We start from the raw sequence: 25,411 nt of genomic DNA on the forward strand, positions 1-25,411 counted from the left end.
TCTGAGCGTCAAGCGACAAAATCAGGGCTCTCTGCCTAACTGGTCTTGCCGTCGAGCAGGCGCATCATTTCGGCAGAATCCCGAGGCCCCAGCCCGGCGGCGCAGAGCAGGCGGTGGATCTCGACCACCTGCCCGGTCATCGGCATCGGCGTCTTGGTCTTCAGCGCAAAGGCCTGCAGCGAATCCAGATCCTTGAGCATGTTGTCGATGCGGCCGGTGGCCGAAAAATCGCGGGCGGCAAACTTTGCCATGAACTCCTGCATGATGCTGGAATCGGCCCGCCCGCCCTTCAGCGCCGCTGGGATGGCCTTCGGATCGACGCCGCCGGCTTCGGCAAGCTTGACCGCTTCGGCGACGGCCTGGAACAGCACCGCGCAGAACAGCTGGTTGATCAGCTTGGTCGTCTGCCCTGCCCCGCTCGGCCCCATCAGCGTATAGTTGGCGCAGAGGTGCTGCATGACCTTACGCGCCTGTTCGAAGTCTGCGGCGTCGCCGCCCGCCATGACGGTCAGCCGGCCGGCCAGCGCGCCGGGAACGCCGCCCGACAGCGGGCAGTCGAGCCATTTCATGCCGGTCTCGGCCGCGAGCTTCTTCGCCATCACAGCGGTGTCGGCCGGGTCGATCGACGACATGTCGATCAGCAGCTTCCCCGATGACGCCGCAGCGGCGACACCGGCATCGCCGAACACCACCGAACGCACGATATCGGCATGGTTGAGGCTGAGGATGACGAAGTCGCTCGCCTGCGTTGCCTCGGCAACAGATGCGGCGGCAGTCGCACCCTTCGCGGTCAGGGCGGCGACCTTGGCTTTGTCTAGATCGAACACCGTGACCGCCTGCTTGGCCTCGATCAGGCGGGTGGCGATTGCCGACCCCATGATGCCGGCACCGACAACGGCGACTTTTGCAGCTTGCGTCATCTCAACGAGCCTCTTTCCTTGATCCTGGCGGGGCCGACGCCAAAGGCGCCCAGGCCTCGCAACGCCGCATCGGCAATCCTGTCGACCGGGGCGTCGATATCCACGGTGACCACCAGCTTCTCGTCGCCGGGATGTTCCAGCGCGGCGAACTGGCTGTCGAGCAGCGCCGGCGGGAAGAAATGATCGCGGCGCGCGGCGAGCCTGGCTTGCAGCAGCGCGCGCGAGCCCTCCAGGAATACGAAAAACAGCGGCCCGCCCGCCGCATGGCGAAGCCGATCGCGATAGGATGTCTTGAGCGCCGAACAGGAGACGACCAGCCCGCGGCCCTCCTCACGCGCCTGGCGCAAGGCTGCGCCGACCAGATCCAGCCAGGGCCAGCGATCGTCGTCGGCAAGCGGGATGCCCGCCGACATCTTTTCGACATTGCCGCGCGGATGCAGCGTATCGCCTTCGACGAAGGCAAGGCCGAGCCGGGCGGCGATCTCGACGCCAACCTTGGTCTTGCCGCAGCCGCTGACGCCCATCACGACGATGAGCGCGGGTTCAAAGACAGGTCGTGATGCCACCGTCGACATAGAGCGTGTGTCCATTGACAAAGGATGAGGCCGGTCCGGACAGGAACACCGCCGCGCCGACCAGCTCGCCGACATCGCCCCAGCGCCCCGCCGGCGTGCGGTTGGTCAGCCAGGCTGAAAATTCGGGATTGTCGACCAGCGCCTGGTTGAGCGGCGTCTTGAAGTAGCCCGGCGCGATGGAATTGATCTGCAAGCCATGCTTGGCCCAGTCGGCGCACATGCCGCGCGTCAGGTTGCGCACCGCGCCTTTCGTGGCTGTGTAGGGCGCAATGTTGGTGCGCGCCAGTTCGCTTTGCACCGAAGCGATGTTGATGATCTTGCCGCGCCGCCGCGGGATCATGTGCCGCGCCACCGCTTGTCCGACAAAGAAGACGCTCGAGATGTTGGTGCGCAGCAATTCGTCCCATTTGTCGGCGGGAAAATCCTCGAGCGGTGTGCGAAACTGCATGCCGGCATTGTTGATGAGAATGTCGATTGCGCCGATCGTCGCCTCGATCTCGGCGACGCCACTCGCCACCGCCGCATGATCGGTGACGTCGAAGACGGCGCTATGGACCTTGTAGCCTTTCGCCGCCAGCGCATCCGCGGCCGTTTTGATCTTTTCGGCGCTGCGGCCGTTGAGCACGATTTCGGCGCCATGCTGCGCCAGCCCCTCGGCCAAGGCCAGGCCGATGCCCTGCCCCGAACCGGTGACCAGCGCCCGCATGCCGGTCAAATCGAACAACGAACTGCTCAAGTGCTCCTCCCGAGGAATGTTCCTGAAGCGGGATACGATTTCCGCCGCGCCGCCGCCAGTGCCTATTGACATGAATGTTATCGATAACATAGTCAATGGAAAAATGCAGATACGCGGGAGACGACGCCGTGACCGACATATTGATGACCGGCCCCTATCCGGACTGGGACATGGCGGACCTCGAAGCGAAATATCGCGTCCACAAGCTTTGGCAGGCCGACGACAAGGATGCGTTGATTTCAAGCCATTCCGACGCCATCCGCGCCATCGCAACGCGCGGCGAACTTGGCGCCAGTGCTGCGCTGATGGCGAAACTGCCGAAGCTCGAAATCGTCTCCTGCTACGGCATGGGTACCGACGCCATCGACCTGGCCTATGCCAGGGAAAACGGCATCCGCGTCACCAACACACCTGACGTGCTGACCGAGGACGTCGCCGATATCGGCATCGGGCTGCTGCTCGCCGTGGCGCGGCAGATTCCGCAGGCCGATGCCTATGTGCGCGACGGCAGCTGGCGCAAGGCCAACTTGCCGCTGGTCACGCGCGTTTATGGGAAGAGGCTGGGCATTGTCGGCATGGGTCGTATCGGCAAGGCGGTGGCCCGGCGCGCTTCTGCCTTCGACTGCGAGATCGCCTATTTCGGCACCCGCAAACATGACGACCTGCCTTACGAATTCGTTGGCGATCTGGTTGAGATGGCACGCCGGAGCGAGTTCCTGATCGTCACGCTGGCCGGCGGCGAAGGCACCAGGAACATCGTCAACGCAGAGGTTCTGGCAGCGCTCGGGCCGGATGGCATCCTGATCAACATTGCGCGTGGCAGCACCGTCGACGAGACAGCGTTGCTCGCCGCGCTGGAATCCTGTGAGATCAAGGGCGCCGGGCTCGACGTGTTCTGGAATGAACCGAAGATCGACGAGCGCTTCGTGAAGCTTTCCAACGTCGTGCTGCAACCGCACCATGGCAGCGGCACGGTGGAGACCCGTAAGGCCATGGGTCAGTTGGTTCGCGACAACCTCGCGGCCCATTTCGGCGGGCGGACCTTGCTGACGCCGGTCGTCTGAGACAGGATCACATCATGAAGTCGATCGTCATCCATGCAGCAAAAGATTTGAGGATCGAGGAGACCGATCCGGGCGTCCTCGGCGATGGACAGGTGGAAATCGCCGTCGAAGCCGGTGGCATTTGCGGCTCGGACCTGCACTACTACAATCATGGCGGCTTCGGCACGATCCGGCTGCGCGAGCCGATGATCCTCGGCCACGAGGTCGCCGGCACGGTGAAGGCCGTGGGCGGCGGCGTTTCCGCGCTTGCCATCGGCGACCGCGTCGCCATCTCGCCCAGCCGCCCCTGCAATGCCTGCCGCTACTGTCTGCAAGGCATGCAGAACCAGTGCCTGAACATGCGCTTCTACGGCAGCGCCATGCCGATGCCGCACATCCAAGGCGCGTTCTGCCAGCGCCTCGTCGCCGAGGCGTGGCAGTGCCACAGAATAGCCGACCAAATTTCCATCAACGAAGCCGCTTTCGCCGAGCCCTTCGCTGTGACGCTGCATGCGATGAACCGCGCCGGCTCGCTGCTCGGTAAGCGCGTTCTGGTCACCGGCTGCGGGCCGATCGGCGCGCTTTGCATCCTTGCCGCACGGGCGCATGGCGCGCGCGAAATCGTCGCCACCGACGTCATGGACGGCGTGCTGGCAAAGGCCCTGGAGATCGGCGCCGACCGCACCATCAATGTCGCGACCAACGGCGAAAAGCTCGCGGCCTACAATGTCGACAAGGGCAGTTTCGACGTGATGTTCGAAGCCTCCGGCAACGAGCGCGCCGTGCGGGCCGGCCTCGATGTGCTGAAGCCGCGCGGCGTGCTCATGCAGCTCGGCCTCGGCGGCGACGTGTCGATCCCTCAGAACCTGATCGTCGCCAAGGAAATCGAGATGCGCGGCAGCTTCCGCTTCCACGACGAGTTCACGCTCGCCGTCGACCTGATCAACCGCCGCCGGGTGGACGTCAAACCGCTGCTATCAGACATCTATCCGCTCGAAGAAGCGGTTGCCGCTTTCGAGATCGCCGGTGACCGCAACAAGTCGATGAAGGTCCAGATCGCCTTCTGAACCGATACGGCAACGTCAGGTGCTTTCGCGCTCGACGACGCGATAGCCGGTGAGGACGATTTCCTGGCCGTGCCGTTTCTCGTCGCCGCGGATCACCTGGATCAATCTGCGGGCGGCCTGTTGCCCGATGCCGTAGCAGTCCACATTCACGGTGGTGATGCCGGGATGGCAAAAGGCAGCAACCTCATAGTCGCCAAAACCGGCAATGGCGATGTCCTGCGGCACCTGCATGCCCCGGCGCCTGCATTCCATCAGCGCGCCAAAGGCCGAAAGATCCGAGACGCAAAGCACCGCCTCGGTATCCGGCCAACGCTCCAGCATGGAGACGACAGCCTGGCCACCCTGCTCGATGGAGATTGGCGGCACGCCGAAGGACACGAGGCGGCCGGTGGGCAGGCCGAGTTCCTCGATGGCCCTGACGAAGCCCTCGCGCCGTTGGCTGCCGCGCGTGTCGCGCGAGGTCGTGCCGCCGATGTAACCGAACTTCCGGTAGCCCTTTTTGGCGAGCGTCTTGACCAGCAGGCCCATCGCCTCTTCGTTGGAAAACCCGACGACCTGATCGATCGGCTTGGCCGGCAACTCCCAGGTTTCGACCACAGGAATGCCGGCGCTTTTGAGAAGGCGGCGGGCGCGGTCGGTATGCGCGCCGCCGGTCAGGATGATGCCTTCCGGCCGCCGGCGCAGCATCGCCTCGATCAGCTGTTCTTCCTTCTCGACGGTATAGTCGGTGTAGCCGAGCAGGAGCTGCAGCCCGGTGCTCTCCAACTCATCGGTAATGCCACGCGCCGTATCGGCGAAGTTGGAATTGTTGATCGAAGGAACGATCGCTGCGACGAAGCCCGTCTTGCGCGAGGACAGGCTGCCGGCCGATTGGTCGAGCACGTAGCCAAGGTCGTTGACCGCAGCCATGATCTTTTCGCGCGTCGCTTTGGAAACCCGGCTGCCTTCCCTCAAGGCGCGCGACACCGTCATGGTCGACACACCGGCCCGCAGTGCCACGTCGACCATCGTCGGCGTGTGGCTTTCGCCCGGCCTCGATGCGGCTGCCTTGGCCATCATTCCGCTCCACCTGATGGCGCTGGTTTGCTCCAGGCAAACGCCAGACTATCGAGCACAAGCTCCCTCTGGCGTCCAGCCTCGTTCATGCGCCACACCCCGTGGAATCGGATCAGGTTGGACATGTTATCGATATCACGAAAGGCTGGCAACAACCCGATGCCAGGTAGCGTCGAACACATGTCAGGCGGCAGTTCCTGTCAGGCACAGTGCGAGCCCGTCATTGGCTCTTGAACGGTCGAGCCGGACACGCGTAACATCGCGCCAAATTAACCGCTCAGATTGAGTCTGCTTCATTAGTCCGGGCTAAACCCCGGGCGGATCTGGATATTTTCCTTGGATACCGATGCGGCCAGCAGCGCGGGGAAGCGCGGCAAATCGTTTGCCCATGTGGCGGAAGCCTCATGGGGCAAGGGCCTCAGCACCTTGCTGCGTATTGCCCGCATGACGCTTCGCCATCCCTGGCAGGTTGCCATCACCATCGTCTCGACCTTCATCGCCGCGACGCTGCAGCTTTTCATTCCGCGTCTGCTGGGGCGCGCCATCGATCAGGCGCAAGGCGTGATCGTTGCCGGTGCCGGCGTGGCGGCCGAGCACGCTCTATGGAACACGGCGCTGACGCTGCTCGTCGTCAGCATCCTGCGCGGTCTCTTCACCATGGCGCAGAACTATTATGGCGAGGCCGTCGGCCATCGCACCGGCTATGAACTGCGCCTGGCTTTCTATGAGAAGATCCAGCGCCTCAGCTTCTCCTTCCACGATCGGGTCCACACCGGTGATCTCATCACGCTTGGGCTGCTCGATCTCGACGGCGTGCGCATGTTCTTTTCCACCGGCATATTGCGCGTGGTCCTGCTCGGTGTGCTGATCGGCGTCGGCTCGTACCTTCTGATCAGCACCGACCTTGAGCTCGGGTTGCTCAGCCTGAGCTTCGTGCCGTTCGTCGCCTGGCGGTCCTCGGCTACCCAACTGGCATTGCGCAGCACCTGGCTGACGCTGCAGGAGCGCCTGTCGGTGCTGAGCCGGGTAATGGACGAGAATCTCGGCGGCATCCGTGTCGTGCGCGCCTTTGCGGCGCAGAAGCACGAGCTGGAAAAATTCGACCGCGCCAAGCTGTCGGCGCTGGAACTCGCCAATCAGCGCGTCGACATTCGCGTCTCCAACACCAGCGCCATGAATTTCTCGTTCCTCGTCGCCATGGGCCTGGTGCTCTGGTTCGGCGGCCAGAAGGTGATTGCAGGTGAGATCAGCGTCGGCACGCTGGCCCAGTTCCTCACCTTCATGACCATCCTGCAGATGCCGGTGCGCCAGCTCGGTCTGATGGTCAATTCATTCGCGCGCGCCTCGACCTGCGGCACACGGTTGTTCGAACTGCTCGACGCCGAGCTCGACATCAAGGACGCGCCTGACGCCAGGGATCTCGTCGTTACCGACGGCGTGCTGCGCTTCGACAATGTCGGCTTCCGCTACGTGGGCGCGGGCGAGCGGGAGACGCTGTCCGGCATTTCCTTCGAGGCCAGGTCCGGCGAGACCATCGGCATTGTCGGCCCGCCAGGCAGCGGCAAGTCGACCATCGCCCATCTGATACCGCGCTTCTACGATGTCGCGTCAGGCGCGATCACCATCGACGGCCAGGACATCCGAGAGGTCACGCTGCAATCGCTGCGCAAGGCCGTCGGCGTCGTGCAGCAGGACGCGTTCCTGTTCACCACCTCGATCGAGAACAACATCGCTTATGGCAATCCCTGGGCGCGAGAAACCCGTATCGGCCAAGCCGCCGAATATGCCCAGCTGCACAACTACATCATCGGGCTTCCCGCCGGCTACACCACGGTCGTCGGCGAACGCGGCGCCTCGCTTTCCGGCGGCCAGCGGCAGCGCCTGACCATCGCGCGCAGCCTGATGCTGCGGCCATCGGTGCTGGTCTTCGACGATTCCACGGCTGCCATCGACGCCGGCACCGAGCAGCGCATCAGGACGGCGATGAAGCGCTTCGCCAAGGATCGTGTGACGCTCATCATTTCACACCGGCTGAGTTCGCTGATGCATGCCGACCAGATCCTGTTCGTGGAGAACGGCCGCATCGTCGAGCGCGGTACGCATGAGGAGTTGCTGGCGCTCGGTGGACGCTATCGCGCGCTTTACGACCTGCAGCTGCGGCCCGACGACGACCGGCCTGTGGCGCTGGGAGCCGCATGATGTCGACACAGAGCGACGACGAGAAGGACGATACCAGCGGACGGCCGGCAAAGGCGGTCGTGGGCTCGCATCGCGACGAGGAAGAGGTATTCGGCAAGGCCTACGATCCGCGCATTGTCAGGCGTATCTGGAGCTTCGTGAAGCCGTATCAGGCCAGGATTTTCATCTCGGTCGCCGCGGTGCTGGTGTTCACGCTGACGCAACTGGCGATCCCGCTGATCATCCGCTACGCCATCGACCATGGCATGACGGCGGGCAGGCTCGACCGGTCGGTGATGAACGCCGCGATCGCTGCTTTTACGGTGGTCATCCTCGTCAACTATGCCGCCTCCTACGTGCAGGAAAGCGTCGTCGGCAAGGTGGCCGAGAATGTGCTGTCGGACCTGCGCCGCGCCATGTTCAGCCATTTGCAGCGGGTCTCGCTGAGCTTCATGGACAAAACCGAGGTGGGACGGCTGATGTCGCGCCTGCAGGGCGACGTCAATTCGATGCAGGAATTCCTCGAAACATCGGTGATGTCGGTGGGCGACATCGTGCTGTTGTTCGGCATCGTCAGCGTCCTCTTGTGGCTCGATTTCAGGCTTGGCCTGCTGACGCTGTCGACCATGCCGGTGCTGTTCATCGTGCGCCTGTTCTGGCTGCCGCGCGCCAAGGTCGCCTTCATGGCCGCGCACGAAACCAACTCCATCGCCAACGGCGCGCTGGCGGAAGGCATTCATGGCGTGCGCACCGTGCAGAGCCTGGAGCGCCAGCACGTCAATTTCGACCTTTACGACGAGAAGGTGCTGGCCAACCTCAACGCCCATTTGAGGTCGGCCAGATACGCGCAGGTGATGGTGCCGATCGTCGATACGCTGACCGGCATCGCCATGGCGACGGTCATTGTCGTCGGCGGTTCGATGGTGCTTTCGCAAAACCTCGACATCGGCGTCATGGTGGCGTTCCTGTTCTACATCCAGCGCTTCTTCGACCCGATCCGCTCGCTCACCATGCAGTACAGCGTCATGCAGCGCGCCATGGCGTCTGGCCAGCGCATCTCCGAAGTGCTCGACGTGCCGGTGGACGTCAGCGACAGGCAAGGCGCCGTGACGCTGTCGCGCGACATGGACGGCTCGGTCGAGTTCAGGAACGTTACCTTCGGCTATCGGCAGAACCTGCCGGTGCTGAAGAACATCTCCTTCCGCGTCAATCCGGGCGAGACGGTTGCGCTCGTCGGCCCGACCGGATCGGGCAAGTCGAGCTCGATGGCGCTGGTGCACCGCTTCTACGATGTCTGGTCGGGTCAGGTCCTGGTCGGCGGCCATGATGTGCGCGACGTGACGCAGGACTCGCTCGGCAGCCAGGTGGCGATGGTGCTGCAGGAACCGTTCCTGTTCTCCGGCTCGGTGCTGGAGAACATCCGCTACCACAAGACATCAGCCAGCCGGCAAGAAGTGGTCCGCGCCGCACAGGCCGTCGGCGCGCACGACTTCATCGAGCAATTGCCCGATGGCTACGACACCGAGCTCGAGCAGCGCGGCGGCAATCTCTCGCTCGGCCAGCGCCAGCTGATCAGCTTCGCCCGCGCGCTGGTCGCCGACGCCAAGATCCTGGTGCTCGACGAAGCCACGGCCAGCATCGATTCCTACACCGAGATGCTGATCCAGAAGGCGCTGGTAAAGCTTCTGGAGGGCCGCACCGGTCTGGTCATCGCCCATCGTCTGGCCACCATCCGCGGCGCCGACCGCATCATCGTCCTGCAGAACGGCGAGATCGTCGAAAGCGGCAACCACGAGCAGTTGATGCAAGGAAAAGGCCTCTACGCCCGCCTCTACAACATGAACTACGCCTCGTTCGACGATATTTCAGATAGCGAGCTGGAGCTGGACTCGGCGGTCGGCAAAGCGACGTGAATAGGATCCAGGTTGAGTTTGAACCTGACGGATTGCCCGCAAGCGACCGCGCGCGCATCCGCCTCGCCTATCGCCACGATGCGCCCGCTTTTGACGGCGACCGCCCGGGGCCTACGGCCGCTTGCGATCCAGCGTATGGATGCTGCCATTGGTGAGTATCAGGTCGGCACTTCTATCAGGCATTGTGTCTTGCTCCTCCCTGAGCCATCAGCCCGTGCCGAGCGGCGGATCGGGTCGTTCGAATGATTGCATTCGCATCACACCGCTCTGTTCTGCGTCGGCGCGCGGCCGCCGCCATCAGCGACGAGCACGGCACCAGTCACGAAGGAGGCATCGTCGGAGGCCAGGAACAGGCAGCAGGCGGCGATCTCTGCCGGCTCGGCGACGCGCCGCAGGGCGATGCGGCCGGTGAGCGCTGCAAATTCCTCGTCCGGCGTCGAGCCGTTGGCTGCTGCCGCCGCTTCCATCTCGTAGACGCTCATCGGCGTGCGCACCCAGCCCGGCGCCACCGCATTGGCGCGGATGCCGTCGGGACCATGTGCGTAGGCGAGCGAGCGGGTGTAGGAGATGAGCGCGGCCTTGCTCGCCGAATAGGCAGCGTTCTGGCCACTGGCGTTGAAGGCGCCGACCGAGGCGATGTTGACGATCGCCCCGCCGCGCTGTTTCAAGAGCGGCAGTGCTGCGCGGCAGACCATCATCGCGCCAGTCACATTGACGGCGAAGCTGCGGGCCCAGGTCTCGTCGCTCAGGCTCTCCGGCTCATCGAGGATCATCACGCCTGCCGCATTGACGACGATGTCGAGCTGACCGCCGCAAGCTTCGATGGCGCGCGCAACGTCGTCTGCAATGGTGATATCGCCGCGCACGGCGACACCGCGACTTGCCTTTGCCGCCTCGTCCAGCACACCGCCGCCATGACCGAAGACAACGATTTCGGCGCCGTGCCGACTGAACAGTTCGGCGGTCGCCCGGCCCATGCCGGAGGCGGCGCCGGTGACAAGCGCCTTGCGGCCTGCGAGGCGCCGGCTCATGCCAGCCCCCAATGCCGTTCGACGGCAAAGCCGGTCTCCGGCAAGGTCGAGCCGCCGTCGACGACGATGGTCTGGCCGGTGGTGTATTTCGCCTGTTCGGATGCGAGGTAGAGCATGGCGTAGGCGATGTCGTCGGCCTCGCCGAGATGGCCGACGGGAATGTGCCGGCCGAGCCTGTCGGCAATTTCGGGCGCGCTCATCGTGCCCCTGCCCGGCTTGGCGACGAAGCCCGGCTCGACGCCGTTGACGGTGATGCCGTCGCGCGCGAATTCGAAGGCCGCACCGCGGATGAAGGCGTTGACGCCGGCCTTTGCGGCGGAATAGTGCGCGCCGCCGGCCATCGCCACCCGCGCCGACACCGACGAGGTGACGAGGATGCGGCCAAAACCGTTGCGGCGCATGACCGGCGCTGCCGCTTGCGCCAGCCAGAAGCAGGCTTTGAGATTGAGCGCCAGCGCGTCTTCTAGCTTGTCCTCGTCGAGTTCCTCGATCGAGGCCCAGGGGCAGCCACCGGCATTGTGCACGACGATGTCGAGCCGGCCCGCCTGGCGCACGATGTCGCCGACCAGTGCGTGCAGCCTGGCACGATCGAGACCGGCCAAAGGCACCGCCCGTACGTCCAGCCCACGGGCCGAGAGATCGGCGGCCAGTGCTTTCGCGACATCGAGGGTTCGGTTGGCGATGATCACCGATGCGCCGGCCTCGGCAAAGCGCGTGACGATGGCGGCACCGATACCGCGTCCGCCGCCGGTCACCAGCGCCACCTTGCCACGGAGGTCGAAAGGCTGCGCCATCGCTCAGACGACCCCGGCGCCGCGGACCAGATCGACGAAGCGCGCAAACACTTGGCGATGGCGGTCGACATCGGCCTTAGTGGTCGCCGGGCACATCAGGAACATGGTGTGGAACGGCGTCACCAGTATGCCCTCGTTCATGTAGAAGGCGTGCAGCAAGGTTTCGAGATCGCCGCGACGGCCGGCGATGACATCGGCGCCGTTTTTCGGTGGCTGCGGCATGAACATGATCTCGGCGCGGGCGCCGATCTGCGTCACATGCCAGGGCAGTCCATTGGCGTGGATGATGCCGCGCGCGGCCTGGGCAAGCCGCGATGCGTTGGCGATCATGATTTCGAAATTGGCCGGCGTCAGCACCTCCTCCAGCACCGCGCGCATGGTGGCGACAGTCAGCGCATTGCCGGCCAGCGTGCCGCCGATGCCGAGATGCGCCGACTGGCGAACGCGCGGATTGACCATCGGCACGATCGCCCACAGCCGCTCGGCGATCCCTAGCGAAACACCGAAGATGCCGGCCGGGATGCCGCCGGCGATGGCCTTGCCGGCGACGAGAATGTCCGGCTCCAGCCCATACTCGGACGAGTAGCCACCAGGGCCGCTGGAGATGGTGTGCGTCTCGTCGATGATCAGCACCGTGCCGGTGCGGCGGGTGATCTCGCGCAGTGCCGCCTGAAAACCATCGGCGACCGGGATCATGCCGAAATTCGTCATCAGCGGTTCGGTCAGCACGCAGGCGACATCGCCGGCCGACAGCGCCTGCTCCAGTGCGGCGACATCATTGAACTCGATCACTTTTGAGACGGCAGAATGATCGACGCCGTTCGGGTGGATCATGTTGCGCATGCCGATGCGGCCGTCGCGGATCTCGACATGGGCCTCCTCGACGCCGCCGTGGTAGCAGCCGGAAAACACCAGCACCTTGTCGCGGCCGGTGATCATACGGGCGATGCGGATGGCGCCGCGATTGGCGTCGGTGGCCGAGGTGGTGAACGTCCAGTAGGGCAGGCCGAAGCGACGCTGCAGCTCGGCGCCGACCCACAGGCTGTCTTCGGTGGGCAGCATCATCGTCGCGCCGCTCTGCAACTGGCGCAGCGCCGCGCGGGTCACCGCCTCCGGCGCATGGCCGCACATGCCGCCGGTGTCGCCCAGGGCGAAGTCGACATAGTCGTGGCCGTCTATGTCGACTATATGGGCGCCCTTGGCCTCGGCCGCATAGACCGGGAAACCGCCGGCCCAGCGCCGCATCCAGTGCGAAGGACCGCCATAGAGGTAGTGTTGCTTGCCCTCTTCCCAGGCCGCCGCCGAGCGCGGATGCGTGTCGCGGAAGCGCTGCTGCTCGCGGTCGAGCAATTCGCCTATGGTTGCGGAATGCGAATCTTGTCTGGCCGTCACGGCGCAAATTCTCCCTGTGCGCCATCCGGTCACGGGGCGCGACTACGGTTCCCAATTCGGTTCACTATATGAACCGATGTTTTGTATGTTATAAGCAAACTGCAAGGCGCAGCGACCGCTGTCAAGTTAATTCACACGCGAACTATCTCGGAGAAATACAATGAGCACAGTCGGCAAGGCGATCTCGCTGCTGGAGCTGTTTACGCTGGCTGAACCGGAGATCGGTCTGTCCGACCTCGCCCGCAAAGCCGGCCTCGACAAGGCCACCGCCCGGCGCCTGCTGGTCTCGCTTGCCGGCCATCGGCTGATCGAGCAGGAGCCGAAGAGCCGCCGCTACCGCCTCGGCGCCGGCCTGTCGCGGCTGGCCCGGATTCGCGACGCGCATTTCCCCTTTGTCCGGGTCGCGGCGCCGGTGGTGCGCGAGCTTGCGCTTGAGACCGGCGAGACGGTCCATCTGTCGGAGTTCAGCGCCGGCGCGCTGATGACGGTGCATGTGGAGCTTTCGGCAAAGGCCAATCGCGTCAATGTCGATGTCGGCCAGGTGCTGCCGCTGCACGGCACCGCGTCCGGCATTGCCCTCCTCGCCTTCTCACGCCCGGAGATGGTCGATGCCTATCTCGACAAACCGCTGGATACCTTCACCCCGCATACGATGACGCGGCAGGACAAGGTCATCGAAGCAATCCGCCTCGCGGCGTCGCGCGGCTATTCGCGCAGCTCGCAAGGCTATGAGGAAGGCGTGCACAGCATCGCCGCCGCGATCCTCGGCTCCGACGGCTATCCGTTGGGAACGCTGGCGGTGGCCTCGCCGGTGTCGCGCGTCGACGACGCGATCGCGGCCAGCCAGGGCCAGGCGGCGGTTCGGGCGGCAAAGCTGATTTCGGCACGCCTGGCCGGCGACGCCTGATCAACATCTCTGCCGTTGCAGTGGAGATGGTTAGCATGTTAACTTCCGCAACGGATGCATCGGGCATTGCCCTTGCGCCGCAATCCCGCGACAAGACGGGACGTCTGGTTTGAGCATGATCTTTTCCGATAACGGCTTCCGCTTTTCGGGATCACGCTCTGGAGGAGGAAACGATGCAAGCTGCCGCCCACCATGTGAGCGTCGCCGACGGCGAGGCTTTCCTGTCCACGTCCCGGATGCTGTTCGGCCCGATCACCCAGCGCTTTTCGCGCGGCGTGGAGCCTTCCCTGCCGAAGCTGGTTTCAGTGCATCTCGGCGCTTGCCGGCTGTCCGAGATCAAGGCCAATTCGCATCTGGTCGTCAACGACCGCCTGTTCTGGCGCAGCTTCGACCCCGACGCCATCAAGATCCTGATGCAGCTCAGCGGCCGCAGCCGCTTCGAACAGCAGTCGGTCGCCGTCGATCTCGGTCCGCGCTCTGCCATTATCTACGACCCGGTGCGCAGCTACTCCTTGCAGAACCTGTCGGAAGTCGACCAACTCATCCTGCAGGTGCCGCGCTCGACCTTCGGCGATGAGACGCTCGCCCGCCTGTCGGCGCCGGTGCCGCTGCCCGGCAATGACGACAGCCTGACCCATATCGTGTCCGGACTGATGCAAATGGCGATCGGCGAGGCGCACAAGCTCGACGAGACCGGCTGCCGGCGGGTCGGCGAGAGCCTGATCCAGCTGGTCAATGGACTGATCCAGGCCAAGCCGATGGCGCCGGAATTCCGCCGCTCGCCCCTGGAGGCGCTGCGCGAGCGCATCGTCGCCTATATCGACGCCAACCTCGCGCGCAGCAGCCTGTCGGCCGAGGACATCGCCCGCCACATGGGCTGCTCCCGCCGCTATTTGCACCGCGCCTTCGAAGGCGAAGGCGCGACACTAGAGCGTTTCGTCTGGGACCGGCGGCTGGAGCGCAGCAAGGAGGAACTGCTGTCGCCGGCGCGGCGCTCGGTCTCGATCTCCGAGATCGCCTTTGCCTGCGGCTTCAATTCCAGCGCGCATTTCTCGCGGGCGTTCAAGAGCAAGTACGATGTGGCACCCAGGGAGTTGCGGGAGCGGCTGCGGGCGGTGGTGCATTAGCCGACTCAACCTTATCGGATTCGATCAGATCGTCACGACGATCTTGCCGAACTGTTCATTCGACTCCAGATAGCGATGCGCGTCGACAATTCTGTCGAAGGCAAATGTCCTGGCGATGACCGGCTTCAGGGCGCCCGACTGCAAGCCGTCGAGGATGAACGCCTTGGCCGCTTCCAGCTTCGTCGCATCCCTGATGATTTCGTGGACGAGATAGCCGCGCAGCGTCAGCGTCTTGCCGAGCACAGTGAACAGTGGAAACGGTGTTGGCTCGGGACTCAGGCCGCCATACTCGATCAGAATGCCGCCCCGCGACATCGCCGCCGTCAGCGGCTCGAAGATCGGGCCGCCGATCGCGTCCAGCACCACGCGGACGCCCCGGGGTCCGGCGATCTCGTTGAGCCGTGCCTCCAGATCCTCCTCGGCGGAGGCAATGACGTGAGCGGCGCCGGCCGCCAGCAAGGCCTGTCTCTTGGCCGAATTCCGCGTCACCGCGATTGGCGTGGCGCCAATCCTGTTGGCAATCTGGATCGCGGCCAGCCCGACGCTGCTCGACGCCGCGGTGATGACGACAAAGTCCTCGCTGCGTAGCCCGGCAATGTCGATCAGTGAGCCGTAAGCGGTGAGATATTGCATCCAGACGGCTGCCGCCGCTTCCCAGCTGAGCGACGGCGGGTGCTTGACGATGTGGCTGGACGGAAAGGTGGCAAACTCGCCATAGGCGGGATATTCGACCATCGATATCGGCGGCACGACACTGACGGCGTCGCCTGGCGCAAAACCGCTGACACCTTCGCCAACCGTTTCGACAATACCTGCGGCCTCGAGGCCAAGGCCGGAAGGCAGCAGCGGCGTCTCGATATAGGTGCCCGCGCGCAGCAACGCCTCGGCCCGGTTGAGGCCCAACGCCTTGACGCGGATCTGCACCTCTCCCGGCCGTGGCCCCGCAACATCGATCTCCTCGATGTGCAGGACTTCCGGCCCGCCATGCCTGTGAAAACGAACAACCCGTGCCATCCGGTGCACTCCAAAACATTTGAACTGAATATGCTATGCCGGAGCGGATTCATCGGATAAATGGCTGTTCAGACAGAACACTAGAAATCAAGAGTTTTGAATATGGATCGTCTTGCGAGCATGGCGGTGTTCGTCAAAGCGGTCGATCTCGGTTCGTTCGCGGCCGCAGCCGTAGCGCTCGACCTGTCGGGACCGATGGTCGGCAAGCATGTCAGGTTTCTCGAGGAGCGCCTCGGCGTGCGGCTGCTCAACCGCACCACAAGGCGCCAGAGCCTGACCGACTTCGGACGCGCCTACTACGACCGCTGCCGGGTGGTGCTCGCCGAAGCTGACGCCGCCGATGCACTGGCGGCCGACCAGCTTTCCGAGCCACGCGGCAGGCTGCGTGTCACCATGCCGGCGCATTTCGGCCGCCACTGCGTCACGCCGGTCTTGCTGGACCTGGCGCGGCACTATCCCGCGCTCGAACTCGACCTGTCGCTCAGCGACCGCTTCGCCGACCTTGCCGAGGATGGCTACGACCTTGCCATCCGCACCGGCATTCTGGACGACAAGGCCGGGGTGATCGCGCGTCGCGTCGCCCGCCAGCGCATGGTCGTCTGCGCCGCGCCCGCCTATCTCGACCGGCATGGCCGGCCAGAACAGATCGAAGATCTCGGCAGCCACCACGCCATCATCTATCACCGCCTCGGCTATGCCGTTCAGCCATGGTTGTTTGCCCGCGACGGCCTGCCTGCCGTTGAGGTTACACCTGTCGGCCGACTCCGGCTCGACGACCTCGATGCGATCGCCGACGCCGCGACCTCAGGCCTGGGGCTTGCCTGGCTGCCATACTGGCTGGTCCGCGACCGCATTCAGGCAGGAGCGCTTGTCGCACTCTTGTCGGAACAGCCGGGATTTCTCTACGACTGCCACGCGCTGTGGCTGCAGACCCCGCATCTGCCGCTGAAGGTGCGCCTCGCCGTCGATGCGTTGGCGGCAGCCCTGCCCAGGCTGATGACGTGAGATGCAGCGATCCTCAGGAGGACTGCGCCGTGCGACGGCCGAGGCCGAACCGCATCAGTCCCTTCGGCAAGAACAGCATGGCCAGGATAATGGTCAGCCCCGAAATCACCGGGTGATAATCCGGCACCACGATGCGCGCCAAGTCGAACACCGCGTACATGACGAAAGCGCCGAGGAGCGGGCCGAGCAGCGTGCCGGTGCCGCCGACCACGGTCATCATCAGCGGCAGCAGCATCCAGTCGAGGTCGAACACCGAATCCGGGCCGACATGGAAGATGTAGTAGGTGTAGAGGCTCCCAGCGATGCCGGCGATGAAGGCGCTGCCGGCGAAGGCGGCGACCTTGACCCTGAGCGTGTCGATGCCGTTCGCGGAGGCCGCCATCTCATCGTCGCGCACGGCAATCAGCGCCAGCCCGTATCGCGACCGCATCAGCGTGCGAATGGCAAGTGCTGTGCCGACCACCAGCCCCAGCCCGACCAGATAGTGCGGACGCAACGTGTCGAAGGTGCTGGCCGGCGCCACGATGCCGAAAGCGCCGCCCGTGAAATCGCCGCCATTAATGAACATCACCTTGACGATCTCGCCGAAGCCCAGCGTGCCGAGCGCAAAATAATCGCCGCGCAGTTTGGACAGCAGCGGCAAGCCGACGAGCACCGCGGCAAGGGCCGCGACCAGCCCGCCTAGCACCATCGTCACCGGATCGAAATAGTAGATATTCGGGTGGCTGTCGTAGAGCGAGCCCCAGAGATAGTTGCCGCTCCACAGGATGGCCGTGGTGTAGGCGCCGAGGCCGAAGAAGGCATGATTGCCGAGGCTGATCTGGCCACCGAAGCCGGCGACCAGGTTCCAGCCCTGCGCCATGATGGCGTAGATGAAGACGAAGAACAGGAAGGAGAAGGCGTAGGAGTCGAGCGCGCCGGGCAGGAGCGGCAACAGCGCCAGCGCGGCGACAACGACGATTGCGATCCATTTCCAGGCGTGCTGCATCGCGCTCAAGCCTTCTTGTAGGGCCGGCTGAACAGGCCTTCCGGCTTGAACATCAGCACGGCCAGGAACACGCCGTAGGCGATCGCGTTGGTCCAGCCGCCCGAGATGAAATACTGCACATAGGCTTCGATCAGGCCGAGCAGGATGCCGCCGGCAAGCGCGCCTGCGACATTGCCGATGCCGCCAAGCGCCAGTGCGACCAGCGCCTTCAGACTGAAGATGAAACCGGCAAAGGGGTTGAACGGGAAGGTGGTCGCCACTGCCACGCCGGCAGCACCGGCGAGCCCGATGCCGATGGCAAAGGCGATGGCGTTGACCCGGTGCGGGCTGATGCCCATCAAGGTGGCCGCCGCCATATCCTCGGAGGCGGCGCGCACTGCCTTGCCGACCAGCGTCTTGCGCAGGAACAGCACCACCAGCCCGGTGCCGGCGAGCGCGATCAGGAAGCCCATCGAACGGGTGAACGAGGTGCGCACGCCAAGCAGTTCGATGCCGCTCGCCGTGTAGCTAGTGACGATGCCGGCGGTGTTGCCGCCCCAGATAACCGTCATCAGGTTCTGCACCAGGAACATCAGGCCGACGGCGATCAGCAGCGAGACGTTGCGGTCCTCCTCGGCGGCAGCCTTGCGAAACAGGCCCTGGTAGATCAGCCAGCCGACGCAGAGCCCGACCGGCACGACGATCAGCAGCGACAGGAACGGATCGATGCCGAGGCCGTAGAACAGCGCCCGGACGAAATAGGCGGCCAGAATGATCATCGCGCCCTGGGCGAGGAAGATCAGCCGCATGGTGCCGAAGATGAGGCTCAAGCCGACGGCGGCAACGCCATACATGGCGCCACCCAGCGCGCCGTTGAGCGACAGTTGCAGCAGAATTTCAAGGGGCGGGATGTTGAACATTTCAGCTACTCCAACACGCCCATATAGGCTTTCTGGATTTCGGGGTCGGCGAGCAATTCGGCGCCGGTGCCTTGCATGGCGAGCGCGCCGGTCTTCAGCACGAAGGCATAGTCGGCGACCTTGAGCGCCTGGTGGATGTTCTGCTCGACCAGCAGGATGGTGACGCCCTGCTTGTGCAAGGTCTGGATCAGCGAAAACATCTGCTGCACCACGATCGGACTGAGGCCGAGCGACGGCTCGTCGAGGATGAGCAGCGACGGCTCCGACATGGTGGCGCGCGCGATGGCCAGCATCTGCTGCTCGCCGCCCGAGAGCGAACCGGCTTTCTGGCCGATACGCTCCCTGAGCCGTGGAAACAACGAGTACGCCTTGTCGAGCGATTGCTTCATGCGCGCCCGCACCCTTGGCTGAAAAGCGCCGAGCTCGAGGTTTTCCAGCACCGTCATCTGGCGAAACAGGCCGCGCCCTTCCGGCACATGCGCAATGCCCATGCCGGCGATGTCTTCGGGCGCCTTGCCGATCAGCGAGGCGCCGGCGAGGCGGATGTCGCCGGCCTTCGGCTTGAGCAGGCCGGAGACGGTTTTCAAGAGCGTCGTCTTGCCGGCGCCGTTGGCGCCGACGATGGCGACGATGCTGCCGGGATCGACATGCATCGACACGCCCCACAGCGCGCGAACGTCGCCATAGGCAACTTCGAGATCGGTGACTTCAAGCAGTCGGTTCGCCAAGATAGGCCTCGATGACTTTGCGGTTGGCGACGATTTCGCGCGGCGTGCCGTCGGCGATCTTCTCGCCATGATCGAGCACGATCACCCGGCTGCATACTTTCATGATGGCGTCGACCTTGTGCTCGACCCAAAGGATGGAGATGCCTCGTTCGCTGCGCGCGCGCCGGATGACGTCGACCATGCGCTGGATCTCGGTCGGGTTGAGGCCGGCCATCGGCTCGTCGAGCAAAAGCAGCGCCGGACTGGAGGCCACGGCTCTCGCGATCTCCAGCAGTCGCCGGTCGGACAGTGTCATGTGCGCGGTGCGCACATCGCGCTTTGCCGTCAGGCCGACCAGCTCGAGCGCCTGCGCGGCTGCTTCAGCGGCGTTGCGGACACGCCCCCCTGCCCCGTAGACGGCGCCGACCATGACGTTCTCGAAAGCGGTCATGGTCAGGAAGGTGCGCACCAGCTGGAAGGTGCGGGCGATGCCGAGACGGCAGATGCGGTGCGGCGCCGTGCCGGTGATGTCGCGGTCGCGAAACCGGATCCGCCCCTGTGTCGGCGTGTAGATGGCTGTGATGATGTTGAACAGCGTCGACTTGCCGGCGCCGTTGGGACCGATCAGCCCGATCAGCTCGTTGGCGCCGACCGCGATGTCGATATTGTTGAGGACGACGAGCCCGCCGAACCGCTTCTGGACCGCTTCGAGGCGAAGCAAAGTTTCGTCCGGCTGCATCGTGTTTCCGTTTCTCCAGTTATCCATGCCGGACATCGGCAAGCGGGCAAGGCTATCGCTTGTCGAGTACCCCCACCCCTAACCCCTCCCCACAAGGGGGAGGGAAACGCTGCCGCACGCACTTCCGTCAACGGTAGCGATTTGCCGCGATAAGCGCTGCGAAGTCCCCCTCCCCCTTGTGGGGGGGTTAGGGGTGGGGGTAACTCGTAGGGCGCTACCCGCCGCCCCGCCCCGTCAGCGCTTGTCCCAGGCAGGTGCCGGTTTGTAGGTCCAGTCGCCATTCGGGAAGATCAGCTGATGCTTGCCTTGCCACCATTGCGTTGCGACGCTGGGGATCAGCGCAAAGCCGGTCTCGTCGAATTTGAGGTCGCCGACCACCGTGTCTTTGAACTCCTGATTGAAGATCGCGTCATGCAGGGCGCCGGCATCGGTCGTGCCCGCCTTCTCGATGGCCTGGGCGAGGACCTGCGCGTTGGCGTAGAAAGCGCCGACGGTCACAGAGTCCTTCTTGAACTCGGTTTCATAGCGGTCGCCGAGCTCCTTGGCGCCGTGATAGGGATAGCTCGACGACCAGAAGCCGTCAGTCATGATGTAGTCCGAGTCAGCCCCGAGCGCTTCGTGGAACTCGCCGGTCCAGGTGCCTTTCCAGCCATGCAGGTAAGGCACGCTGAAGCCGAGCTCCTTCATTTGCCGCAGCAGGGTGATGGTGTCGGCCGGCGAGCCGAACACCAGCATGGCGTCGACATTGGCGGCCTTGAGCTTGGTGATCAGCGCCGAATAGTCGGTGGCGCCGATTGCCCACGGATCGTCGACGGCAAAGGTGTAGCCATATTTCTTGGCTGCCGCCTCGAAGGCGCCGCCAAAGCCCTTGCCGTCGGGAGAATCCTCGGAAACCAGCGCCGGGTTCTTCGGCTTCTCGCCGGCCGGCAGCTTGTCCCAGATCTCGAACGGCACCTCGGCGCCGGGCCCCGGATGGAAGAAGAACAGCGCGGAGTATTTCAGCTTCAACGGCTGCCATTCGAACGGGAAGGCCGTCGTGATCATGTAGAACTTCTTGTATTTTTCGGCGACGATGGCGCCGGCGATGTTCATCGGCCCTGAGTGCGTCGACAGCAGCGCATCGACCTTCTGCACCTTGATCAAGTTCTCGAGCGCCGAGGCGACCTTGCTTTCCGAACTCTCGTCATCGGCAACCACGAGCCTGACCGGCAGCTTCTTGCCGGCCGACTTGATCATGATGCCGCCGGCCTTGTTGATGTCGGCGACGGCCTGCTCATAGGCCCATTTCTGTTCCTTGCCGTCGCCGGCCAGCGGCCCGGTCAGCGAGATCGGCGCGCCGATGACGATCTCGTTGTCGCCGGCATTGGCGACGCTCATGCCACCGACCGCAAGCACGGTCGACAGCGCCAGGCCCGCCAGCATTCCTTTCAGAGATTTATCCATTTCATCCTCCCAGGTTTTTCCTCGGGCAGGCGCGTCAACGCCTGGCCCGCATGCATGCGCCGGCCTCAGCTCATCGCTGCCGCGACCAGTTTGGTGTCGGTGAACTGCTCGAAACGCACGGCCTTGCCGTCATCCATGTCCCAGACATGGACGACGCGCGCCGACATCGCCTTGCCGGTCTTCCTGCAGGTGCCCGAATAGGTGCCGATGCCAACGATGGTGGTATCGCCGTCGACCAGTCTTTCGAGCTTGAGGGCATAGCCGTCCCAGTCCTCGCCGATGCGCTTGAAGACGCCGGAGATGATGGCGTCGGGGCCGACATAGGTGCCGGCATAAGGAAAGCCGGCCATTTCGGTCCAGGCCGTCTTGTCGGTGACCGGCGCCATCATCGCCTGGAGATTCTTGGCGTCGGAGCCGGCATAGTGCGCCTTGATGACCTCGTAGTTCCTGCTCATGCTTATGCTCCGCGCGCTCAGACCGGCGCCTGGCCGTGGTCGTAGACGGTTGTGGATTTCTTCTCGATGAAAGCGCCGGCCGGCTTGTTCTCGACCTTGCCCCGGCTGGTCACGCCGAGGAATTTGCCGGTCGAGCGCATCGTGTCCCAATTGTAGAAGAACAGCGAAGCGACCGGGATGATGAACTCGCGGAAGCCGAAGACATACTGGTCTTCAGCGAACTTCCAGGTCGTCGCCAGATCGACATCGCCATGGCCGCGCTGGATGCCGACAAGGTTCTGCCAGGCATAGCGCTCCGAGCTCAGATAGATGTGCTCGTAGACGTGGTTGGGACTGTAGGTGTAGTGCGCCGTAAGACCGATCAGATCCCTGGTCGGCGCCGGCTCGATGCCGGTCGGCGGCACCGAGGGATCGCCGAGCACGCCGGCCGCATAGATTTGCGCCACGCGCGGCTCGCCGGGCGCTTCGGCGGGTTCACGCACCCGCTCGCGCACCGACAGCACGCGCCGCGTCCTGGTGTTGACGATGAACGCTTCGTCCTCGGTCGGCCGGGTGGCAAAGGTCATGTTGATGAAGAACACGTCAGGCGCCACTTCGAGCGCCTCGTACCAGTCGGCGCCGGCATCCTTGCCCTCGCTCCACGCCACCGTATCGGCGGCGGTGAAGGCGAGATCGATGGTGCGGCCGGTGTTCAGCGTGATCTTGAAAGTCTGGCCGCGCAGCGCCGATGTCGTCGCCAGCCTGTTGGTGGCGATGCCGGCGGCGAAGTCGTCGAAATGCTTCCAGTCCGCGGGTCTGTTCTGGTCGTTCATCGCCATCTCCACATCAATCGACAAAGGCCAAGGTCGGCAGATCGACGACCGTCGCGCCGCCGTCGACCGTCAGGATCGAACCGTTCATCATCGCCGCCTCGCCCGAGGCGACGAAGCAGATGACGTTGGACGCTTCTTCCGGTGTCGCCGGTCTTCCGAGCGGCACGTCCTTGGTCACCAGCCGGTAGGCCTCGTCGACCGAAGCAAGGCCATGCTTGTCGACGATCACCTGCATCTGCTCGTCGGCCATGGCGGTCGCCACCCAGCCGGGGCAGATGATGTTGGTGCGCACGCCCTGGCGGCCATAGTCGCGCGCCAGCGATTTGCCGAAGCCGACACAGGCATGCTTCATGGTGACGTAGCCCGCCGCCGCCGGTCCGGCGAACAGGCCGGCGATCGAAGCGACGACGACGATGTTGCCCTTCTGCGCGATCAGGTCGGGCAGGCATTCTCGGGCGCAGACGAAGGCGGTGTCGAGATTGGTGCGCGTTGCCAGCGACCAGGTCTCGTCGCTCATCGAAATGGTCGGGCCGACGCCGTGGCCTCCGGCATTGGCGACCAGAATGTCGACCGGTCCGAATTTCTCATGCACTTCGGCAAGGGCGGCACGCACCGCTTTCGGATCGGCGGCGTCGCCTTGCAGCGCCAGCCCGCCAATGTCCCTGGTGACGGCTTCGAGCGGCTCGCGCCGCCTGCCCATCAGCACCACCTTGGCGCCGTCGGCGGCCATGCGCCGGGCGACGGCGGCACCGATGCCGGTTCCGCCGCCAGTGATGAAGGCTGTCTTGCCTGAAAATCTCATTGTTCCGTCCCGATGGTTGGTGCGCCGGCTATGCGCCGATCTTCTTCAGGGATAGTGCGGCATCCCCCATTTTTCGTCTTGTCCGAGGGGGAACTTTGTTTTGACTGAGCGCGCACTTCATGCAGGCAGAAGGAGGAAAGCGCCGCGCGACCCGTGCTGGCCGCACAGCGCTCGACCCGTTTATTTTTTCACTGCCTCGAGATCGATGACGATGTCGACGTCCGGGCCGAGGCCAAAACCGTCGGCGGCTTTCGCCATCGGGAAGTCCGCGGTGCTGACCTTGCCGGTGGCGGTGAACGCCGCTTTGGTCAGGGTCGCGTCCCATGGTGCCGGCGCTTCGTTGCGCAGCGTCACGTCGAGCGTGATCTCCTTGGCGACGCCGCTGATGGTCAGATTGCCGGTCACCTTGCCTGTTTTGTCGTCCACCTTCTCGACCTTGGTGCTCTCGAAGCTGATCGCGGGGAACTCGGCCGCGTTGAAGAAGTCGGGGCCTTTCAGATCGTTGTCGCGCTGGTCGAAAGCGGTGTGGACGGAACCGACATCGATCTCTGCCTTGACGCTGCTCTTCGACACGTCGGCCTTGTCCATGACGATCGTGCCCGACGCAGCGTCGAACTGGCCATGCGCGATGCCATAGATGCCGTGCTTGATGGTGAAGGTGATCCAGCTGTGCTGGCCATCGATCTCGTAAGTGTCGGCATGAGCGCCCGACGCCATTGCAGAAGCGCCGATGAAGGCAAGGGCGGCGATCAGTTTTCTTGTCATCACATGTCTCTCCCGGTTGTTCGAAGGTTGTTGTCGCAATGGCTCAGGAAAAGCCGAGTGCTGCCCCGTGCGGCGCCCAGACGATCGCCGCGAGCACAGCCAGCATCGCCGGTATGGCGATCAGGAAACCGGCAATAAGCGGCCGCAAGGGCCGGCTGCCGGGAAGCAGATTTTGCAGCGGACCAGCCAGAGACGCTGCCACCAGCAGCGGCATAGGCGAAAGCACGAGCGCGGCGGGGTTGGCCTTCGGCGCCAGCAGCGCGACCTGAATGAGCGCCGTCGCGGCGGCGAAGAGGACGAGAAACTCGACGCCCTTGCTCCAGCCGGCTGCGGTGCGGCCGCGCAGCAGCGCAATGTATTCGACCAGGCACCAGCCACCGGCGAGCGCAGCGAGCGAGCCGAGCAATTGACCGACGACGATCGAGGCGCCGAGCACCGAGATGATGGCGCCAGCAAGCGACAGGGCGAGCACTGCGGCCGGCACAAGGAACGGCCGCTCGGCTGGCGGCGACGGCTCGATCCGCATCGCCATCAGTGCCGCCACACCGGCAGCCGTCAGCAAGCCGACGACGATTGCCGCAGCCATTTGCAGATCCAGGGTACCGGCAAGGATGCGCCGCCAGCCGAGCCATACGAAAGCCACGGCGATGGCAACGGCAGCAACCACGCCGGCCTTGGCGCCGTTCGGCAAGCGCCCGAACAGCAGCCCAATCAGAATGCCGGCGACCGCGAGGTAGACCAGCTTCTGGCTGGCGACGATCGGCGGAAAAGCCGGCGTGCCGATCGTATCCCAGTACAAGAACAGAACCGCCGCGCCTGCGATCAGCGTGGCAATGACCGATGCTCCGGGCACGACGAATTTCACCAGCAGCGCCAGCACAATGCCGATCAGCAGCGGCAGTGCCGCCGTGGTGACCATCGGATTGCCCAGAAACGCGCTCAACCGCTGCAACCCTCCGATGTCGGTTTCCGGTCGAACCCTCGGTCCGATCTCATGCTTCAATCTTGATGGGCGGAATGCCGGGCGTCTTGTCCGAGCGGGA

25 protein-coding genes are annotated in these 25,411 nt (G+C 64.4%); 7 read left to right on the forward strand and 18 right to left on the reverse strand.

The genetic code is table 11. The annotated features are described in order from the left end of the window. Positions 1-35 precede the first annotated feature (35 nt). From AC1DX6_RS08865 to AC1DX6_RS08875, 3 genes are read right to left on the reverse strand one after another with little or no spacing between them, the layout of a single operon-like run. Complete coding sequence (locus AC1DX6_RS08865; RefSeq protein ID WP_477312361.1) at positions 36-920, reverse strand: NAD(P)-dependent oxidoreductase; 885 nt, start codon at positions 918-920, stop codon at positions 36-38. Then, positions 917-1,495, reverse strand: coding sequence for a gluconokinase (locus AC1DX6_RS08870; RefSeq protein WP_477312362.1), 579 nt, complete (start codon positions 1,493-1,495; stop codon positions 917-919). The genes AC1DX6_RS08865 and AC1DX6_RS08870 overlap by 4 nt, the downstream gene beginning before the upstream one ends. Continuing rightward, positions 1,464-2,201 carry an SDR family oxidoreductase gene (locus AC1DX6_RS08875; protein WP_477313651.1) on the reverse strand — a complete coding sequence of 246 codons (738 nt, stop codon included), beginning with the start codon at positions 2,199-2,201 and terminating at the stop codon, positions 1,464-1,466. The genes AC1DX6_RS08870 and AC1DX6_RS08875 overlap by 32 nt, the downstream gene beginning before the upstream one ends. Before the next feature lie 125 nt (positions 2,202-2,326). Here AC1DX6_RS08875 and AC1DX6_RS08880 point away from each other — a divergent pair, with 125 nt between their 5' ends. Together AC1DX6_RS08880 and AC1DX6_RS08885 are read left to right on the forward strand one after the other, a co-directional pair. Then, positions 2,327-3,295 (forward strand): 2-hydroxyacid dehydrogenase, encoded by a 969-nt coding sequence (locus AC1DX6_RS08880; protein WP_477312363.1) that lies wholly within the window; start codon positions 2,327-2,329, stop codon positions 3,293-3,295. Between the two features lie 14 nt (positions 3,296-3,309). After that, the gene (locus AC1DX6_RS08885; RefSeq protein ID WP_477312364.1) at positions 3,310-4,341 is read left to right on the forward strand and encodes an L-idonate 5-dehydrogenase; all 1,032 of its coding nucleotides are present in this window, start codon (positions 3,310-3,312) and stop codon (positions 4,339-4,341) included. A 15-nt stretch (positions 4,342-4,356) separates the two neighbouring features. Here AC1DX6_RS08885 and AC1DX6_RS08890 read toward each other — a convergent pair whose 3' ends face one another. Beyond that, positions 4,357-5,400, reverse strand: a complete 1,044-nt coding sequence (locus tag AC1DX6_RS08890; RefSeq protein WP_477312365.1) for a LacI family DNA-binding transcriptional regulator — start codon at positions 5,398-5,400, stop codon at positions 4,357-4,359. Between the two features lie 333 nt (positions 5,401-5,733). Between AC1DX6_RS08890 and AC1DX6_RS08895 the strand changes: the two genes are divergently transcribed. Continuing rightward, positions 5,734-7,596 carry an ABC transporter ATP-binding protein gene (locus tag AC1DX6_RS08895; protein WP_477312366.1) on the forward strand — a complete coding sequence of 621 codons (1,863 nt, stop codon included), beginning with the start codon at positions 5,734-5,736 and terminating at the stop codon, positions 7,594-7,596. Continuing rightward, positions 7,596-9,488 (forward strand): ABC transporter ATP-binding protein, encoded by a 1,893-nt coding sequence (locus tag AC1DX6_RS08900; RefSeq protein WP_477312367.1) that lies wholly within the window; start codon positions 7,596-7,598, stop codon positions 9,486-9,488. The genes AC1DX6_RS08895 and AC1DX6_RS08900 overlap by 1 nt, the downstream gene beginning before the upstream one ends. Before the next feature lie 257 nt (positions 9,489-9,745). Here AC1DX6_RS08900 and AC1DX6_RS08905 read toward each other — a convergent pair whose 3' ends face one another. From AC1DX6_RS08905 to AC1DX6_RS08915, 3 genes are read right to left on the reverse strand one after another with little or no spacing between them, the layout of a single operon-like run. Further along, positions 9,746-10,519 carry an SDR family NAD(P)-dependent oxidoreductase gene (locus tag AC1DX6_RS08905; protein WP_477312368.1) on the reverse strand — a complete coding sequence of 258 codons (774 nt, stop codon included), beginning with the start codon at positions 10,517-10,519 and terminating at the stop codon, positions 9,746-9,748. After that, entirely contained in the window at positions 10,516-11,313 is a 798-nt protein-coding gene (locus AC1DX6_RS08910; protein ID WP_477312369.1) for an SDR family oxidoreductase, read from the reverse strand. The genes AC1DX6_RS08905 and AC1DX6_RS08910 overlap by 4 nt, the downstream gene beginning before the upstream one ends. Positions 11,314-11,316: 3 nt before the next feature. Next, complete coding sequence (locus AC1DX6_RS08915) at positions 11,317-12,705, reverse strand: transaminase (protein WP_477312370.1); 1,389 nt, start codon at positions 12,703-12,705, stop codon at positions 11,317-11,319. Between the two features lie 160 nt (positions 12,706-12,865). Between AC1DX6_RS08915 and AC1DX6_RS08920 the strand changes: the two genes are divergently transcribed. Continuing rightward, entirely contained in the window at positions 12,866-13,612 is a 747-nt protein-coding gene (locus AC1DX6_RS08920) for an IclR family transcriptional regulator (RefSeq protein ID WP_477312371.1), read from the forward strand. Positions 13,613-13,785: 173 nt separating this feature from the next. Next, a complete protein-coding gene (locus AC1DX6_RS08925; RefSeq protein WP_477312372.1) occupies positions 13,786-14,739 on the forward strand; it encodes a helix-turn-helix domain-containing protein in 954 nt (317 codons plus the stop codon). Between the two features lie 24 nt (positions 14,740-14,763). On the opposite strand, the gene AC1DX6_RS08930 is transcribed toward AC1DX6_RS08925, so the two are convergent. Then, positions 14,764-15,753 (reverse strand): zinc-dependent alcohol dehydrogenase family protein, encoded by a 990-nt coding sequence (locus AC1DX6_RS08930; RefSeq protein WP_477312373.1) that lies wholly within the window; start codon positions 15,751-15,753, stop codon positions 14,764-14,766. A gap of 102 nt (positions 15,754-15,855) precedes the next feature. On the opposite strand from AC1DX6_RS08930, the gene AC1DX6_RS08935 reads away from it, so the two are divergent. Next, a complete protein-coding gene (locus tag AC1DX6_RS08935; RefSeq protein ID WP_477312374.1) occupies positions 15,856-16,758 on the forward strand; it encodes a LysR family transcriptional regulator in 903 nt (300 codons plus the stop codon). A gap of 13 nt (positions 16,759-16,771) precedes the next feature. On the opposite strand, the gene AC1DX6_RS08940 is transcribed toward AC1DX6_RS08935, so the two are convergent. From AC1DX6_RS08940 to AC1DX6_RS08985, 10 genes are all read right to left on the reverse strand, one after another. After that, the gene (locus AC1DX6_RS08940) at positions 16,772-17,746 is read right to left on the reverse strand and encodes a branched-chain amino acid ABC transporter permease (protein WP_477312375.1); all 975 of its coding nucleotides are present in this window, start codon (positions 17,744-17,746) and stop codon (positions 16,772-16,774) included. 5 nt (positions 17,747-17,751) lie between these two features. Beyond that, positions 17,752-18,645, reverse strand: a complete 894-nt coding sequence (locus AC1DX6_RS08945; RefSeq protein ID WP_477312376.1) for a branched-chain amino acid ABC transporter permease — start codon at positions 18,643-18,645, stop codon at positions 17,752-17,754. Between the two features lie 5 nt (positions 18,646-18,650). Then, complete coding sequence (locus AC1DX6_RS08950; RefSeq protein WP_477312377.1) at positions 18,651-19,373, reverse strand: ABC transporter ATP-binding protein; 723 nt, start codon at positions 19,371-19,373, stop codon at positions 18,651-18,653. After that, positions 19,354-20,091, reverse strand: coding sequence for an ABC transporter ATP-binding protein (locus tag AC1DX6_RS08955; protein ID WP_477312378.1), 738 nt, complete (start codon positions 20,089-20,091; stop codon positions 19,354-19,356). The genes AC1DX6_RS08950 and AC1DX6_RS08955 overlap by 20 nt, the downstream gene beginning before the upstream one ends. A gap of 234 nt (positions 20,092-20,325) precedes the next feature. Further along, positions 20,326-21,534, reverse strand: coding sequence for an amino acid ABC transporter substrate-binding protein (locus AC1DX6_RS08960; protein ID WP_477312379.1), 1,209 nt, complete (start codon positions 21,532-21,534; stop codon positions 20,326-20,328). 65 nt (positions 21,535-21,599) lie between these two features. Beyond that, complete coding sequence (locus tag AC1DX6_RS08965; RefSeq protein WP_477312380.1) at positions 21,600-21,989, reverse strand: nuclear transport factor 2 family protein; 390 nt, start codon at positions 21,987-21,989, stop codon at positions 21,600-21,602. A gap of 17 nt (positions 21,990-22,006) precedes the next feature. Further along, a complete protein-coding gene (locus AC1DX6_RS08970; protein ID WP_477312381.1) occupies positions 22,007-22,801 on the reverse strand; it encodes a MoaF C-terminal domain-containing protein in 795 nt (264 codons plus the stop codon). A 13-nt stretch (positions 22,802-22,814) separates the two neighbouring features. After that, positions 22,815-23,603, reverse strand: a complete 789-nt coding sequence (locus tag AC1DX6_RS08975) for an SDR family NAD(P)-dependent oxidoreductase (RefSeq protein WP_477312382.1) — start codon at positions 23,601-23,603, stop codon at positions 22,815-22,817. A gap of 180 nt (positions 23,604-23,783) precedes the next feature. After that, a complete protein-coding gene (locus AC1DX6_RS08980) occupies positions 23,784-24,368 on the reverse strand; it encodes a YceI family protein (RefSeq protein WP_477312383.1) in 585 nt (194 codons plus the stop codon). Between the two features lie 43 nt (positions 24,369-24,411). Further along, complete coding sequence (locus tag AC1DX6_RS08985; protein ID WP_477312384.1) at positions 24,412-25,311, reverse strand: hypothetical protein; 900 nt, start codon at positions 25,309-25,311, stop codon at positions 24,412-24,414. Positions 25,312-25,411: the final 100 nt, after the last annotated feature.

The sequence above is a fragment of the Mesorhizobium sp. P2_C4 genome (genome assembly GCF_056404575.1).

Excerpts from the sequence above, each read along its gene's own strand:
- AC1DX6_RS08885 (WP_477312364.1), top strand. The coding sequence starts at position 3,310 with ATGAAGTCGATCGTCATCCATGCAGCAAAAGATTTGAGGATCGAGGAG.
- AC1DX6_RS08900 (WP_477312367.1), top strand. The coding sequence starts at position 7,596 with ATGTCGACACAGAGCGACGACGAGAAGGACGATACCAGCGGACGGCCG.
- AC1DX6_RS08970 (WP_477312381.1), bottom strand. The coding sequence starts at position 22,801 with ATGAACGACCAGAACAGACCCGCGGACTGGAAGCATTTCGACGACTTC.
- AC1DX6_RS08965 (WP_477312380.1), bottom strand. The coding sequence starts at position 21,989 with ATGAGCAGGAACTACGAGGTCATCAAGGCGCACTATGCCGGCTCCGAC.
- AC1DX6_RS08930 (WP_477312373.1), bottom strand. The coding sequence starts at position 15,753 with ATGGCACGGGTTGTTCGTTTTCACAGGCATGGCGGGCCGGAAGTCCTG.
- AC1DX6_RS08960 (WP_477312379.1), bottom strand. The coding sequence starts at position 21,534 with ATGGATAAATCTCTGAAAGGAATGCTGGCGGGCCTGGCGCTGTCGACC.
- AC1DX6_RS08955 (WP_477312378.1), bottom strand. The coding sequence starts at position 20,091 with ATGCAGCCGGACGAAACTTTGCTTCGCCTCGAAGCGGTCCAGAAGCGG.
- AC1DX6_RS08940 (WP_477312375.1), bottom strand. The coding sequence starts at position 17,746 with ATGCAGCACGCCTGGAAATGGATCGCAATCGTCGTTGTCGCCGCGCTG.
- AC1DX6_RS08875 (WP_477313651.1), bottom strand. The coding sequence starts at position 2,201 with ATGCGGGCGCTGGTCACCGGTTCGGGGCAGGGCATCGGCCTGGCCTTG.
- AC1DX6_RS08865 (WP_477312361.1), bottom strand. The coding sequence starts at position 920 with ATGACGCAAGCTGCAAAAGTCGCCGTTGTCGGTGCCGGCATCATGGGG.
- AC1DX6_RS08870 (WP_477312362.1), bottom strand. The coding sequence starts at position 1,495 with ATGTCGACGGTGGCATCACGACCTGTCTTTGAACCCGCGCTCATCGTC.
- AC1DX6_RS08890 (WP_477312365.1), bottom strand. The coding sequence starts at position 5,400 with ATGATGGCCAAGGCAGCCGCATCGAGGCCGGGCGAAAGCCACACGCCG.
- AC1DX6_RS08910 (WP_477312369.1), bottom strand. The coding sequence starts at position 11,313 with ATGGCGCAGCCTTTCGACCTCCGTGGCAAGGTGGCGCTGGTGACCGGC.
- AC1DX6_RS08975 (WP_477312382.1), bottom strand. The coding sequence starts at position 23,603 with ATGAGATTTTCAGGCAAGACAGCCTTCATCACTGGCGGCGGAACCGGC.
- AC1DX6_RS08925 (WP_477312372.1), top strand. The coding sequence starts at position 13,786 with ATGCAAGCTGCCGCCCACCATGTGAGCGTCGCCGACGGCGAGGCTTTC.
- AC1DX6_RS08980 (WP_477312383.1), bottom strand. The coding sequence starts at position 24,368 with ATGACAAGAAAACTGATCGCCGCCCTTGCCTTCATCGGCGCTTCTGCA.
- AC1DX6_RS08945 (WP_477312376.1), bottom strand. The coding sequence starts at position 18,645 with ATGTTCAACATCCCGCCCCTTGAAATTCTGCTGCAACTGTCGCTCAAC.
- AC1DX6_RS08920 (WP_477312371.1), top strand. The coding sequence starts at position 12,866 with ATGAGCACAGTCGGCAAGGCGATCTCGCTGCTGGAGCTGTTTACGCTG.
- AC1DX6_RS08905 (WP_477312368.1), bottom strand. The coding sequence starts at position 10,519 with ATGAGCCGGCGCCTCGCAGGCCGCAAGGCGCTTGTCACCGGCGCCGCC.
- AC1DX6_RS08880 (WP_477312363.1), top strand. The coding sequence starts at position 2,327 with ATGGAAAAATGCAGATACGCGGGAGACGACGCCGTGACCGACATATTG.
- AC1DX6_RS08935 (WP_477312374.1), top strand. The coding sequence starts at position 15,856 with ATGGATCGTCTTGCGAGCATGGCGGTGTTCGTCAAAGCGGTCGATCTC.